The sequence below is a fragment of the Steroidobacter agaridevorans genome (assembly GCF_009932555.1).
Lineage (GTDB): Bacteria > Pseudomonadota > Gammaproteobacteria > Steroidobacterales > Steroidobacteraceae > Steroidobacter > Steroidobacter agaridevorans.
Genome location: NZ_BLJO01000010.1, coordinates 286,519 through 301,012, shown reverse-complemented (window position 1 = coordinate 301,012; position 14,494 = coordinate 286,519). Strand labels below are relative to the sequence as shown.

9 protein-coding genes are annotated in these 14,494 nt (G+C 63.2%); 7 read left to right on the top strand and 2 right to left on the bottom strand.

The genetic code is table 11. The features are described from left to right. Positions 1 to 51: 51 nt before the first annotated feature. Together GYH35_RS31210 and GYH35_RS31205 are read right to left on the bottom strand one after the other, a co-directional pair. On the bottom strand, positions 52 to 879 hold the full coding sequence (locus GYH35_RS31210) for a family 1 encapsulin nanocompartment shell protein (RefSeq protein WP_161810169.1): 828 nt from the start codon (positions 877 to 879) through the stop codon (positions 52 to 54). After that, entirely contained in the window at positions 876 to 1,304 is a 429-nt protein-coding gene (locus GYH35_RS31205; RefSeq protein ID WP_161830441.1) for an encapsulin-associated ferritin-like protein, read from the bottom strand. Before GYH35_RS31205 ends, GYH35_RS31210 begins: the two co-directional genes overlap by 4 nt. A 147-nt stretch (positions 1,305 to 1,451) precedes the next feature. On the opposite strand from GYH35_RS31205, the gene GYH35_RS31200 reads away from it, so the two are divergent. Genes GYH35_RS31200 through GYH35_RS31170 form a run of 7 tightly spaced genes read left to right on the top strand, consistent with a single transcriptional unit; the run spans position 1,452 to position 14,493 of the window. Further along, complete coding sequence (locus GYH35_RS31200; RefSeq protein ID WP_161830440.1) at positions 1,452 to 3,692, top strand: hypothetical protein; 2,241 nt, start codon at positions 1,452 to 1,454, stop codon at positions 3,690 to 3,692. Positions 3,693 to 3,736: 44 nt separating this feature from the next. Then, positions 3,737 to 4,603 (top strand): hypothetical protein, encoded by an 867-nt coding sequence (locus tag GYH35_RS31195; protein ID WP_161830439.1) that lies wholly within the window; start codon positions 3,737 to 3,739, stop codon positions 4,601 to 4,603. Continuing rightward, complete coding sequence (locus GYH35_RS31190) at positions 4,600 to 6,855, top strand: tetratricopeptide repeat protein (protein ID WP_161810165.1); 2,256 nt, start codon at positions 4,600 to 4,602, stop codon at positions 6,853 to 6,855. Before GYH35_RS31195 ends, GYH35_RS31190 begins: the two co-directional genes overlap by 4 nt. Next, entirely contained in the window at positions 6,855 to 7,856 is a 1,002-nt protein-coding gene (locus GYH35_RS31185) for an AAA family ATPase (protein WP_161810164.1), read from the top strand. Before GYH35_RS31190 ends, GYH35_RS31185 begins: the two co-directional genes overlap by 1 nt. After that, on the top strand, positions 7,853 to 8,752 hold the full coding sequence (locus GYH35_RS31180) for a DUF58 domain-containing protein (RefSeq protein WP_161810163.1): 900 nt from the start codon (positions 7,853 to 7,855) through the stop codon (positions 8,750 to 8,752). Before GYH35_RS31185 ends, GYH35_RS31180 begins: the two co-directional genes overlap by 4 nt. A gap of 3 nt (positions 8,753 to 8,755) precedes the next feature. Further along, positions 8,756 to 10,834, top strand: a complete 2,079-nt coding sequence (locus GYH35_RS31175; protein ID WP_161830438.1) for a vWA domain-containing protein — start codon at positions 8,756 to 8,758, stop codon at positions 10,832 to 10,834. Then, the gene (locus tag GYH35_RS31170; protein ID WP_161830437.1) at positions 10,831 to 14,493 is read left to right on the top strand and encodes a coiled-coil domain-containing protein; all 3,663 of its coding nucleotides are present in this window, start codon (positions 10,831 to 10,833) and stop codon (positions 14,491 to 14,493) included. The genes GYH35_RS31175 and GYH35_RS31170 overlap by 4 nt, the downstream gene beginning before the upstream one ends. Position 14,494: the final 1 nt, after the last annotated feature.

The window sequence follows — 14,494 nt, the reverse complement described above, 5'->3', positions numbered from 1 at the left end:
AGAGTGCGGTCAATGGGTTAAGTCACCCTTTGTTAATAATCCGTCAATATTTTATTTCGCGGGAGTGACATCCACCGCGGCGTGCGTCAGCGGCACCGCCGCTTCGGGCGACAGCACCCGGAACGTGAAGCTCTGCTGCAAATACAGCAGTACCGAGGTACTGGTGTGGTCGAGATAGCCGACCGAGAAATCCTGTCCGACGATCAGCTCGAAGTCGCCGCCGCGCAGACTCATCACGACGGCGCCATCGACGGCTGGCGCCCACACGATAGGTCCATCCACCAGTTCGCGCACATGATTGATGATCGGATAGCCGCGCAGCGTGCTTCTAGTCAGGCCGGTGTAACAACGCGGTCCAAGCGCGATGCCATAGGGGCCGCTGACGCCTTCGCTGCGCAATCGATGGGTAGCTTCCGCGACCACGTCGGGATATGCGTCGAAATCCTCGGGAATCGTCAGGCCATGGTCGCCGGCGGCGGGAAAGATGCCCTCGATGTGCGCGGCGCTATAGCCCTGGAAGATGGCGCGATCTTCGGCGATCGCTGCTGCCCGAGCCGCGTTGCGAACCGAATCCAGGTCGGGATTGGTATCGCCGCGCCCGATCGCATCCAGCTCTTCGCGATCGACTTCGAACGGAATGCGGATCTCGATCAACGGCAGCGACAGCCGCAGCTTGGACACCACGCCGTCCTGTAAGGACGGCGACAGGGTGTGGGTGCGCCCCGTCGAGACCGACGAGCAATTCCAGCCGAGCGGACCTTTGAAATCCACCAGCCGGCGGGCGGCGAGCAGCGTCTTCAGCGTACGGCTGGCCTCGGCGTCGATCTCCTTCCAGGCTTCGGTGGAGATCGGGGCATGATTGCGCAACAGCTCGTTCATGGTTTGATTCCTGTGCCGGCGAACAGCGCCAGCTCGCGAATCGGGTTCTGCTGTTCACCGCGCAGGCTGCCGATTCCAAGACACCCGTCAGCGGCGCCCGCCTCGCTGCCGTCGCCACCACCGTGTTCGGCCTCGTCCTCGATCTCCAGCACGGACTTCTCCGTGAACAGGTAGGTGCGCAAGTGCTCGTCGAGCTTCGGATCCTTACGGCGCAGCCACTCCAACACCATGGCGGCGTGCTCTTTTTCCTCGTCGCGGTTGTGCGCCAGGATGCGCCTGAGCTCCTCGTCGGTGGCGGCGTCGATGCGCTGGTCGTACCAGTCGACCGCTTCGAGCTCTTCCATCAACGAGGACACGGCGCGGTGCCGGTCGATGGTTTCCGGGCGCAGCGCCTTGGCGCTTTCATGCAAGGATTCGCTAGCCATGGGTAGATGAATGCGCAGTGGTTGTTGGGTACGTCAAACCAGTACGCATGAAGCCGCCTGCGGTTCCGACTGCGGGTAACCGCTTCTTCACGATTTCAGCAGGATTGTGGCTTGCGTTTGGGGCGGCGCATCTACTATTACTGACCGGTGTTCGAGCGGCTCTTCACTCATCCCCTTTGGGCGTATCGAACCGGCACGTTTGCATTTGCGAGCGCCTGGCCGATAGGGCTGCTCATTACTTTGATTTTGGCGGCCGCGGCGGTGGTGGCGTTCTCGCTCTGGCGACGGCGTGCGCTCGGCTGGCGAATGCTGGCGCCGGTCGGCGTTCTGCAAACCCTGCTGCTCGCGCTGATCCTCTGCCTGTTGTGGCGTCCAGTGCTGAATGTCGAGCGAGTGCGCGATCGCGAGAATGAACTCGCCGTCGCCGTCGACGCTTCCGCCAGCATGGCGTACGGCGATGCCGGGCAATCCCGGCTTCAAGAAGTTGCCACCGCCTTGCAGAACGGCACGCTGCAACGACTGGAAAAAACCTTCGCCGTGCGCTTGTTCGGATTCGCGCAAACCACGACGCCGCTGAACACCCTCGACGCCATGCCGCCGCCCGGCCGGCAGACACGCATCGGCGACGCGCTCCATCAAGTGTTGCAAAGTGCAGGCAGCGCGCCCCTTGCCGGCGTCATCTTGTTCAGCGACGGCGCGGAAAATGGCGACACGCTGAGCGAAGAGCGTCTCGCTGAGATCGCCTCCTATGGCGTGCCCGTTCATACCGTCGGTCTCGGTCCCGAGCGGGTGAGCGACGATCTCGAGCTGGAGCGTGTCGAGGTTGCAGGGTCGGCGCCCGCGGGCTCGACCATCGATGCGCAGATCGGCATTCGTCACAACGGTGCGTCCCAAGCGCGTCTGCGCGTTTACGATCGTGACAATCTGGTCGCTGCGCGCGACATCAAACTACGGCCCGATGCGGCCACCACTCAGCTTGCCTTGGATTTGCCCGCCGGTCAGGCAGGCACGCACGAATTGCGCTTCGTGCTCGATCCGCTGGATGGCGAGCGCAACGTAATCAACAACTCGCGCACTCGAGTAGTGAATGTGCCCGCCGCCCGGCGCGGCATTCTGTACGTCGAGGGCGAGCCGCGCTGGGAATATAAGTTTCTGCGCCGGGCGGTCGATCGCGATCGCGCCTTACGCGTCGCCAGTATCGTCCGCACCACGCCGAATAAACATTATCGCCAAGGCGTGAACACGCCGGACGAGCTCGTCGACGGCTTCCCGTCCGATCCAGCGGAATTGTTCGGTTACGACGCGGTCATTATCGGCAGCTACGAAGCAGCCGGGCTGCGCGCCGAGCAGCACAGGTTATTAAAGGAGTTCGTCGACAAGCGCGGCGGCGCCGTGCTGATGCTGGCCGGCCGTTATGGCTTGTCCGCCGGCGGCTGGCAGAACGCGGCGCTGGCGCAAACGCTGCCGGTGCAACTCACCGGGCGGCAACCCACGCAATTCGTGCAGCGTCCCGGGCAAGCGCTGCTGACGATGTACGGCGCCGAGTCGCCGATTCCCCGACTCGATGTCGATCCCCGCAAGAATCTGGATCGCTGGAAAAGCCTGCCGCCGCTGGCCGATTATCAATCGCTGGGACGGCTGAAGCCGGGCGCCATCGTGTTGCTGGAAGCGAATGGTGAACAAGGCCGTGCACCTTTGCTGGTCTGGCAGCATTACGGCCGCGGTGCTACTTATGTGCTGGCGACGGCCAGCACCCTGCGCTGGCAGATGCGCATGCCGTCCGACGATCAGAGTCACGAAATGTTCTGGCGCCAGCTGCTGCATGCCATTTCGTCGACGGCGCCGGCGCGGGTCATCGTGAACGGCGAGCGCACCGTTTATGAGGACGAACGCACCGTGCGGCTCGAAGCGGAAGTCCGCGACGAGCGCTTCGAACCCATCAGCGATGCTACGGTCGAATTACAGGTGGCGCCTGAACGCGACGCGCCGTTCAAGCAGACCATGCAACCCTCCGGGCAGAGCGATGGCCGCTACACCGCGACCCTCGATGCCGCGTCCGCCGGCCTGTATCGGATCGAGATGACCGCACGCTCAGGAGATAAAGAAGTCGGGTCGGCCGTCACGCACGTACTGCGTAACGACGGTGTGGCCGAGCACTTCGCGACTTATCAGCATCGCGATCTGCTGGAACGTATTGCGAACGTCACTGGCGGACGTTACTGGCCGTTGCGCGAGCTGGATACCATGGTTGGAGCCATTCCTTATTCCAAGGCCGGCATCGTCGAACGACAGACGCTGGACCTTTGGAATCTGCCCATCGTGTTCATCGTGCTGCTCGCACTGAAGCTGGGCGAGTGGTTGCTCCGACTACGGTGGGGGCGGCTGTGAACAAAGCGCATCTTATCGCCGCATTACTGGCAACGGCATGTGCCTTGCCCGCGTCCGCAGCCACCTACACCTTCGTTGTCGCCGGCTTGGGCGGCGAGCCCGGCTACGAACAAAGATTTCGCGAACATGCCGCCGCGGTGGCAAGCGCCGCCGAGAAAGCAGCCGGCAGCACCGCAAATGTCATTTCACTGAGCGGCGATGCTGCCCGGGCGGACGCTGTGAAGCGCGACATCAAAACGCTCGCCGCGCGGATGAATGCCAACGACTCGGCCGTGATCGTGCTCATCGGTCATGGCAGTTACGACGGCGAGAACTATCGATTCAATCTGCCCGGTCCCGATCTCACCGACAGCGAGCTCGCGCGCCTGTTCGATGAGCTGCCGGCCCGCGATCAGCTGATCATCAATGCGACCAGCGCCAGCGGCGCTGTGATCGAACGCTGGCAAAAGCCCAGGCGTGTCGTGATCACCGCCACGAAGAACGGCGGCGAAAAGACGGCGACGCGCTTTGCTCAATTCTGGGCCCAGGCCGTCGCGTCGGAAGCGGCGGACACCAACAAAGACCAGATCGTCACTGCGGCCGAGGCCTATGCCTTCGCGACCAACCAGATCGCGGCCGCCTTCAAAGCCGAGACCTCGATGGCGACCGAGCACGCCCGTATGGAAGGTAACGACGCCGGCCGCTTCACCCTCGCCCGCCTCGGCGCCGGCGAGGTGATGCCGGACAATCCCGAAGTCGCAGCCTTGTTGTCACAACGAGGCGCGATCGAGCTGGATCTGAACCGCGTGAAGGAACAAAAAGCCTCGCTGCCGGATACTCAGTATTACGACCAGCTCGAAGAAGTGCTGGTGCGCCTGGCGCTGCTCCAAAAGGAAATCGATGCCAAAGCCGGTGGAGGCGCGACGCCATGATGACCCGCACTGCCACTTTGGTGTTGTTGCTGTTCGCCGCGACGGTGGGCGCGCAGTCCATCGATTACGATCCGCGCCGCGCGGTCGAGCTGCGGCCTTGTGACGAGCATCGCTATCACGGGCGGAGCGAGCAGGCACGCACCTGTTACGCGAAATTGTTGGAGTCGCCGACGCCCATCGTGCAAGCCGAGGCGGCTTGGGCTGTGGGTGATATTCAGCGCGCCAATCGAATTTTCCGCGACACCGTGCAGAACAACGAGCGTGCCGTGCAGCCGCGCGTTCGATGGGCGCGACTGTATCTGCAGACGCACCAGTACTCCGACGCCGTCGAACTGTTCGGCGAAGCGTTGAAGGTGTTCCCCAACGATGTGCACGCCAAACTCGGTCTCGCGAGCGTGTATGCCGAGCGCTTCGAAGGACAGGCACGGCCATTGGTCGAGGACGCCTTGAAGCAGGACGCCGATCTGATCGAGGCCCACCTGCTCACTGCGTCGATGGATCTCGAAGAAGGCCAGCTCGACGACGCGGACAAGGCGTTGGACCGCGCCATGCGAGTCGTCAGCAAAGAGAAGCTGCCGCCACTCGAGGTTTACACGCTGCGCGCGTCGTTGGAGATGGCTCGCGGCAATAATCCTGATCAGTGGATCAAGCGCATCCTCGATTACAACCCTCGCTACGGCGCGATGTATCAGCAGCTGGCGCACTTCGAGATCATGCGCCGTCGTTATAAAGAAGCGACCGTGCTGCTGCGCCGGGCGGTCGAAGTACAACCGGATCTGTGGGGCGCGCACGCCGAGCTCGGCTCAAACCTGCTGCGACTCGGCAACGTCAATGAAGCCCGCACCCATCTGCAGGCCGCGTACTCCGGCGATCCCTACAGCCCGACGACGGTGAACTCGCTGCGTCTGTTGGATCGTATCGACGAATTCTCGATCAGCGAAGATCCGGTCGTGATCGGCCAGGACACTTATCAAGTCCAGTTGCGCCTGCATAAGAAAGAGTCCGACGTGCTGCGGCCGTATGTGCTCGATCTCACCAGTCGCAGCATCCAAAGTTTTTCGCAGCGTTACGGTTTCAAGCCGCGCGAGCCCATCACCGTCGAGCTATATCCGGACCATGACGACTTCGCCGTGCGCGTGGCTGCGTTGCCTGGCATCGGCCTGCTCGGTGTCACGTTTGGCTATGTCGTCGCCATGGACAGTCCGTCCAGCCGCCCGACCAGCGAGTTTCACTGGGGCAGCACGCTGTGGCACGAGATGGCGCACGTGTTTACCCTGGAAGTCACCGATCATTACGTGCCGCGCTGGTTGAGCGAAGGCATCTCGGTGTTCGAGGAGTGGCGCACCGGCCCGACGCCCGGCGTGGCGGTGACGCCCGAAGCCATCAACGCGCTCGAAAAGAAACAATTCCTGCCGGTCGCCGATCTGGATTCCGGCTTCATTCGCCCGAGTTACCCGGGCCAGGTGCAGGTGTCGTACATGCAGTCGGGCCTGGTGTGCCTGTTCATCGAGCAGCGCTGGGGCTTCGAGCAGCTAGGCGTGCTGCTCCGGCAGTTCGACGGCAAGCGCACGACGGCGCAGGCCATCGAAGCCACGTTCAAGATCGCGCCGGCCGCTTTCGACAAGGAGTTCGATACGTTCGTGCGGACCCGCTTCGCGAACGTGCTGGCGAACTTCGAAGACTGGCAGCGGCAAATGCAGGCCGCGCGTCAGGCGATTCAAAAGGAGCGTTGGGCCGATGCGGTTGAACCGGCGCGCCGTGCGGTCGCGCTGTATCCGGAGCACGTCGGCGGAGACAGCGCGCACTTGATGCTGGCCAAGGCGCTCGACAAGTTGAATCGCCGCTCCGATGCGATCGTGGCCTTGGAAGATTATCGCCGCGCCGGCGGTTGGGATCCGACTGCGCTGCGCGAGCTGGCTCGCTGGCTCGATGAAGCCGGCCGCACCCAGGACGCCACCAACTTGATGGTGTCGCTCAACTATTCCGATCCGCTGAACGCCGAGGTGCACGCACAACTCGGCGAGCGCTTGTTGACTGCAGGCCGTAATGAAGACGCGTTGCGTGAATTCCAAGCCCTGCTCGCGCTCAATACGCTGGATCAAGCGCCAGCTCACTACGGAATGGCGCGCGCCTTGCGTGAGATGGGCGACAAAATGGGCAGTCGTCGTCATCTGCTGGACGCGCTCGCCACGGCGCCACACTTCAAGCCCGCGCAGGCCCTGCTGCTGAAAATGATCGAGGAGCGTAGTTAATGAGTGACGTCGTCGCGACCGAGCAGGAAACCGCCGCGCTGGTGAATCTCTTCCGCGATCGCATCGGTGCGATCCGCGACCAGGTCCGCCGCGTCATCGTCGGCCAGGACGAAGTCATCGACTACTTGCTGTTGACGCTACTGGTCGGCGGTCATTGTTTGATTACCGGCATGCCGGGCACAGCCAAGACGCTGCTCGTGAAGACGCTGGCCACGGCGCTGGGCCTGTCATTCAAGCGCATTCAGTTCACGCCGGACCTGATGCCCACCGACGTGACCGGCACCGACATCATCGAAGAGGACATCACCACGGGCCATCGCCGTTGGACGTTCGTGCCCGGTCCCTTGTTCGCGAACGTGCTGCTGGCCGACGAAGTGAATCGCACGCCGCCGAAGACGCAGGCGGCGTTGCTGGAAGCCATGCAGGAACATTCGGTGACCGTGCGCGGCACGACGCATACGCTCAGTGAGCCGTTCTTCGTGCTGGCGACCCAGAACCCCATCGAGTTGGAAGGCACCTATCCATTGCCGGAAGCCCAGCTCGATCGCTTCCTGTTCAATGTGCTGCTCGACTACCTGAGCGCCGAGGACGAAATGGAAGTTGTCGACCGCAACACGTCGCGAGTGGAAGGACCGCAGTTGCGCTCGTGTACCAGTGCCGAGGAGATCGTGAAATTCCAATGGCTGGTGCGACAGGTGCCGCTGTCCACCGAAGTGCGCCGGAAAGCGGTGGAATTGATCCGATCCACGCGTCCTCGGGAAGCAAGCGCGCCCGAATCGGTGCGCCGCTATGTTCGTTATGGCGCCAGCGTCCGCGCGACCCAGTTCCTGTGCCTCGCCGCCAAGGCGCGTGCGTTGATGCAAGGGCGCTACCACGTGACCGACGACGATCTGCGAACACTCGCACTGCCGGTGCTGCGACATCGCGTGCTCACCAATTATCAGGCCGAGTCAGACGGCCGAAGCGTGGACGAAGTGCTGCGCGAGGTCGTCGAACGGTGAACGCCGCCGCCTCCAATCGCTTGCTGCCGCCGGAAACGCTGGCCGGACTGGCGAATCTGGAGTTGATCGCGCGCACCGCCGTGGAAGGCTTTCTCACCGGCTTGCATCGCTCGCCGCACTACGGCTTCAGTCAGGAGTTCAAGGAATATCGCGCCTATGTCGAAGGCGACGACCCCCGCTTCGTCGATTGGAATGTCTTCGCGCGCACCGAGCGCACTTACATCCGTCGTTACGAAGGCGAGACCAATACGCGCTTGATGATCTTGCTGGATGCGAGCGCGTCGATGGGCTACGGCTCGCACTCGATCAGCAAGCTTCAATACGGCAAGTTCCTGGCCGCTGCGCTCGCCTACCTGGCCGCGCGTCAGCACGATCCCGTCGGGCTCATTGTGTTCGACGAGAAGGTGCGAACCTTCCGCCCCGCGACCAGTCGTGCGGGCAGCCTGACCGCCATGATCCACGCCATCGACGCGGTGACTCCGGGCAACGGCACCAACCTCGAAGCCTGCTTCCAGCGTTTCGGCGAGCATCTGTCGCGTCGTGGCCTGGTCGCGGTGATCTCGGATCTCTATTGCAATCCGGAAGAGATGAGTCGCGCGGTGCAGCCCCTGGCGTATCGCGGTCACGACATCATGTTGTTCCAGCTGCTCGACCCGCAGGAGATGCGGCCGAACTGGCGCGAGTCCGTGCTGCTCGAGGACATCGAGACGCAGCGAACACTGAACGTCTCGCCCGAGTATCTGGCGACCGAGTATCAACAGCGACTGGACAACCATCTGCAGTCGCTGCGACGTGCCGCCGCGAATGTCGGCGCACATCAGTTGTTGATTACCACGGACGAGCCTCTCGACAACGCGCTCCGGCGCTACTTGCTGCTCAGGGAAGGCCGGACGTAAGCCATGTTTCTCGCGCCCGCACTGCTGTTTGGATTGCTGGCCATCGGATTGCCGCTATGGCTGCATCGCGTGGCGCGTGCGAATCCGACGCAGCATCAGTTCGCATCGCTCATGTTGCTGGAAGCGAGCGAGACTCAGCGCACGGCGAAGAGAACGCTGCGTTATTGGCTGCTGCTGATTACTCGCATCCTGCTATTGATCGCGCTGGTGCTCGCATTCGCCGGTCCGCTGTTGACGGCTCGCATGGTGCCGCAGCCGAATGCCAACGCGCAGTTGCATGCGATCCTGGTCGATTCGTCGCTGTCCATGCAGCATCGAGGTCGCTGGCAGCGGGCATTGCAAGAGGCGGAGAGCGTCATCGCCGCGCTTCCCTCGTCGGATCGCGTGATGCTGCTGACTGGCTCCGGTCGGCGCATTGCTGTCGTGAGCCCGAGCACGCCGGCGGGAAATGCCGGCGCAGTGCGCGCATTGTTGAAAGATCTCAAGCCCGGGATCGAGCGCCTCGATTATGGCTTCGCGATGAGCACCGCGAATTCCTGGCTCGGCTCGCCGCGGCCGAAGGTCCAGTTGCATTTGATCTCGGATATGCAACGGAGCGCGGCGCCGTTACGGTTCGCCGATCTGCAACTGCCCGCGCAGACCCAGCTCGTGATGCACGACGTGAGCGACGGAGCCGCCGGTAACATCTATATCACTGCGGCCACCGTGATGCCGCTCGACACGCATTCGCTGCAAGCCACGGTGGGCAACTCGGTCACGGAACCTCAACAACGCGACGTGATTCTTCGCGTCGACGATAAAGAAGTCTCGAGAAAGACTGTGACTCTCGCGGCCGCGGCGGCCCAGCCCGAAATCGTGGCGGGTGAAGGTGGCACTGCGCGTGGAGCCAACCTTTCCATGCAACCGGTCGCGCAGCCCGCGACTTTCAATAGCGCCTCGTTCACGAAAGTCACATTCAGCGACCTGAACCTGAGTCCCGGTGCGCATCGCATGGAAGTCGTGCTCGAACCCGGTGACGAGTTGCCGCAGGACGATCGTTTCTATTCTGTCATCGAGCAGGCCGATCCGGCTGCGTTGCTGATCTCGCGCGATGCGGAATCGGACGACACGGCCTATTTCGCGGCAGCGATTGGCGCGCTCTCCGCGCCAAGATTGACGGTTGAGCAGCGCGTGGCCAATTCGATGGATTCCGGCGGGCTGAGCAAATACTCGTTGATCGTCGTCTCCGATCCGAGCTCGCTGTCCAGTGCCGCGGCTCGACGCATTCAATCCTATGTGGCCGCCGGTGGTGCGGTGCTGGCTACGTTGAGCGAGGCGCAGGAGAAAGACGATCCGCTGCTCGGCGATCTGCACAGCGGTGAGGTCAAGAACCGGACCGGCAAGGTCGGTGAAGTTGCGAGCACGCATCCAGTCCTGCGCGAAGCGGCGGATTGGAACCAGGTGCGATTCTTCCGACACCGCGACATTCAGCCGACCGCCGACGACAAGGTCCTGATTGCGCTGGACGACGGCATGCCGCTGCTGATCGAGCGCACGCTCGGCGCTGGCCGGATGCTGATCCTGACGGTGCCGGTCGACCGACGCTGGAGCGACATGGCGATCCATCCGCTATTCGTTCATTTCATCGGCGCGGCCGCGAGTTACCTCACGCAGGCCGAGGCGACCACGACCAGCGCATTGGTCGGCTCGACCGTGACCACCGGATTGACCGCGGGCGGCGGCGGGCAGATATTCGATCCACGGGGCCGTCGGGTGTTGGCGCTGGCGCAGAGTACGACCGACCGTCTGATTCCCGACCAGGCCGGGTTTTACGAGATTCGCGGCAGCGAAGGGGCGCGCTGGCTGGCGGTGAACGTGGATGCGCGTGAATCGGATCTCGCCACGTTGCCTCCGGACTTCGTCGCCCGCTGGCAGGCGTTACGTGCACAGGAACCGACGCCGGCGGTTGCTTCGGCGCCTGCTGCCGAAGCCAAGCCGGAATCGCTCGGCCCCTGGCTGCTGTGGTTGGCCGCCATCCTGCTGTTGGCGGAAACACTGTTGGCGAATCGGCACCTGGCCATTCGCCGCGAGGTGCCGCAATGACCTCACGTGAACGACTCGAAAGCTATCTGGCTGAATTACGCAGCCGGCTGCGCGCACATATCTATCTGCGCGCCGGCGCGGTTGGCGCCGCCGGCACGTTGCTGCTGACCTGCATCGCCGTCTGGCTGTTCAATCAGGAAGGCTTCGCCGCGTCGATTGCGATTTCCGCTCGCATTGCCCTGGTGGTGTTGCTGCTGCTGGTCGGGCTGATGCTGCTCTGGTTGCCATTGCGTCGGCTGAAACGAGACGACGGCTCGAAAGTGTTCGAGCAGCACCTGCCGGCCGAGCACGGCCGCATTCAAACCTATCTCGATAGCAAACGACGTGAAGCTGAAGGACATGCGTCGCCGCTGATCGAGCTGCTCGCCGCCGATGCGGCGGAAATCGCCGAGAAAACTCCCCCGTCGGTCATCGTTTCGCAGCGTCGGTTCATGCTCGCGGCTTCGATTGCCGTTGTCGCGGTCGTCGCGCTCGCGTTGCTGTTGAGCGTCGGCCCATCGTATTGGGGTTTTGGCAGTCGTCACTTGTTATTGGGCGCGGAGCTGCCGCGTGCAGCCATCACGCTGAAGCGCGTGACGGTCGAGCCGGGCAATGCAACTGTCCGGCGTAACAGCGACGTGGCGATTCAGGCGACCATCGAAGGCTTCCGGCCCGATCAGACGCAGGTCTTCGTGCGCTTCGCGGATCAACAGCAATGGGAAGCTGCTCCCATGCGCTCGGCGGAGGAAGGCCTGTTCGACTTCAAGCTGTACGCCGTGCGTGGCCCGCTCTCCTATTACGTCGAGGCCGATGGCGTACGCAGCGCCGAGCACAACATTGGCGTCGTCGACCTGCCGAAAATCGAGCGGGTGCGGCTGACATATCAGTATCCGGAGTGGACTGGACTGGACGCGACCACGGATGAGGAGTCGCGTGACATCCGCGCGGTCGCGGGAACGGACGTCAAAGTCGAAGTGTTCGCCGATGCGCCTCTCGATGCGCCGGCATTGATCGTCGATGGGCTCAGCCAGGAACTGGAGCAGGACGGCCAGGCCAGCATCGGCACCATCGCGGTAAAGGACCCAGGCAAGTATCAGATCGGGGCGCGTGTCGCAGATGAGTTCGTGGCGCTGAGCGACGAGTACACGATCGAAATCGTCGCCGACGAAAAGCCCACCATCGAGATTCGCAAGCCCGGTCGCGACTGGCGCGCCACCAGCATCGAAGAGGTGCCGGTACACATCCAGGCCGAAGACGATTTCAAGCTGCGCGACGTTTCATTGCTCTACTCCGTCAACGGCGGCGAGTGGAAGAAGATGCCGGTGGGCGGCGGCGCCAAGCGCTCCGAGAACGAATCGTTGCTGAGCATGGAAGACCTGGGCGCGAAGGCAGCGGAGGCGCAGCGGCTCGTGCCGGGCGATCTGGTGTCGTATTACGCCGTGGCCAAGGATCGCAAGCAGACCGTGCAGACCGATCTGTTCATGGTGCAGGTCCAGCCGTTCGAGCGGACCTTCAAGCAGGGACAAGGAGGCGGCGGCGGCGGTGGCGGCATGGCCGATGAGCAGGGCGCGATCTCCGAGCGTCAGCGTGAGATTCTGCTGGCGACGTGGAATTTGCAGCGAAGCGATGAACGCAACAATCGCTCTCGCGAACAGCTCGAAGACAGCGCTCGGATGCTGGCGGACTTCCAGACAACACTATCCACGCAGGCCCGCACGCTGGCGCAAAGAACGCGCGCACGCATGGATGTCGATTCCGACGATCGAGTGAAGACGTTCGTCGAGAGCCTGGAACGCGCGGCGGGATTGATGGAGCCCGCGGCCGGACATCTGTCCGCCTTCCGTTTGCAGGAGGCCGTCACTCCCGAACAGCAGGCGCTTCAACAACTGCTGCGCGCCGAATCGGCGTTCCGGGAAGTGCAGGTCTCCATGCAGCAGGACGGCGGCGGCGAAGGCTCGCAGGCCGCCCGCAACTTCAGCGAAATGTTCGAGCTGGAGATGGATGTCGAGAAGAGCCAGTACGAAAGCGAATCGCAGCTGTCACAGCAGAACAGTCAGCAGGAATTGAACGAGGCCATCCGCAAACTGAAGGAGCTGGCCGAGCGACAGGAGAAACTCGCGCAACAGCAGCGCAATGCCCAGGCTCTGCAAGAGCAGCGCTGGCAGCAGGAACAGTTGCGCCGCGAGGCGGAAGATCTGCGCCGTCGCCTCAACGAATTGAATCGTCAGCAGCAGTCGTCGCAGCAGCAGCAGCAAGCCAACAACTCATCACGGCAGAGTCAGGGCGGCGGCTCCAGCGGTTCGAGCGGCTCCAACGCTGGCGATAAAGGCCAGCGCAGCAGCGGCAGCAATTCTCAAGAGCGCTCCGAAGTCGAGCAGGCATTGCAGTCGGTCGAGCAGGCGCTGGAGCAGATGCGCGCGGCGAATCAGTCGCAAGGCGAGAACGGAGCGAACGCGCAATCGGCGCAGGAAGCGAGCAAACATCTGCGCCAGGCGCTGAAGCAGATCGACAAGCCCGATGGCTCACGGCTGGATGAAACGCTCGAGCGCTTCGCGGACCGGAGCGACCAGATGCTGGAGAACCAGCGCCGCATCGAAAGCGAGTTGTACAAAGCCATGTCGCAGGGAACGGAGTCGACGTTCCGTTCCAGCGGGCGTGGCGGCTTGAGCCAACGCGAAGTCAAAGACCTGGTCGAAGCGAAGCAGCGCCTGGCCTCCGAGCTGTCGGAGTTGCAAGGCGATATGCGCGGCGCCGTCCATGAGCATCGTACGAAGACGCCTAAGTCCACGCAGCGTCTGAGCGAGATCGTGCGGGATATCGAAGGTTCCGACGTGATGTACCGGCTCAATCGCAGCGCCGCCGAGGTTTACTACGGCCGGGCCCGCGAGGCCGCGCCTCGTGAGGGGCTGATCACCGATGCGCTCGAATCGCTCGAGCACGACCTGCGCGAGGCGGCGACTCAAGCGTCCACCGAACGTTCGCAGAAGCGCGACTCGGTGACGACAGACGATCTGCTTGCGGAAGTCGCCGAGCTGCGTCGTGCTGTGAGGAGTGCGCAGCGCTCGGGCGAGGAACAAGGCGGTCAAGCGGGCCAGCAAGGCGAAGCGAACCAAGGTCAAGGCGACCAGGCCGGCAACAACGACGCCCGTAGTGCGAGTCTGAAGGGCGAGAATCAGAAAGGCGGCGACAACAGCGAAGGTCAGCAGGCCGATGGCAGCAAAGGTTCGCCGGGCTCGCGCCAGGGCGGCACGTCACAGTCGCAGAGCACGCGCGGCGGTACGGCCGGTGCTCAGAATGGCCTCGCCGCCTGGAATCCAATCATCCCCGCGCGCGGACTCAACACGCTCGAAGATGGTCGCGGCTCGTTGGCTCGACAGACCAGCGCCATCAGTCAGCGCATTCGCGAGATCACGAATCGGATGACGGGCGGCGAGCTGACGGATGCCGAGCTCGAAGCGCTGCGCCGTCACGCCAATCAATTGCGACGGCTCAATGGCGATCCATTGGCCGACCAGGGCGAGGCCATGCTGCGAGTCATCGATCAAATCGAACTGACTGCGTTGAATGCCGCGGCTCGCGCCAAGGGCGATACACCGGCGCACGCAACATTGCCGTCGCCGGATTCGCCGCGTTATCGCGAGGCTGTGGCCGAGTACTACCGTCGCTTGGGGAATCGCTGAA

Coding starts and splice junctions, on each gene's coding strand:
- GYH35_RS31210 (WP_161810169.1), bottom strand. CDS start 879: ATGAACGAGCTGTTGCGCAATCATGCCCCGATCTCCACCGAAGCCTGG.
- GYH35_RS31205 (WP_161830441.1), bottom strand. CDS start 1,304: ATGGCTAGCGAATCCTTGCATGAAAGCGCCAAGGCGCTGCGCCCGGAA.
- GYH35_RS31190 (WP_161810165.1), top strand. CDS start 4,600: ATGATGACCCGCACTGCCACTTTGGTGTTGTTGCTGTTCGCCGCGACG.
- GYH35_RS31185 (WP_161810164.1), top strand. CDS start 6,855: ATGAGTGACGTCGTCGCGACCGAGCAGGAAACCGCCGCGCTGGTGAAT.
- GYH35_RS31175 (WP_161830438.1), top strand. CDS start 8,756: ATGTTTCTCGCGCCCGCACTGCTGTTTGGATTGCTGGCCATCGGATTG.
- GYH35_RS31170 (WP_161830437.1), top strand. CDS start 10,831: ATGACCTCACGTGAACGACTCGAAAGCTATCTGGCTGAATTACGCAGC.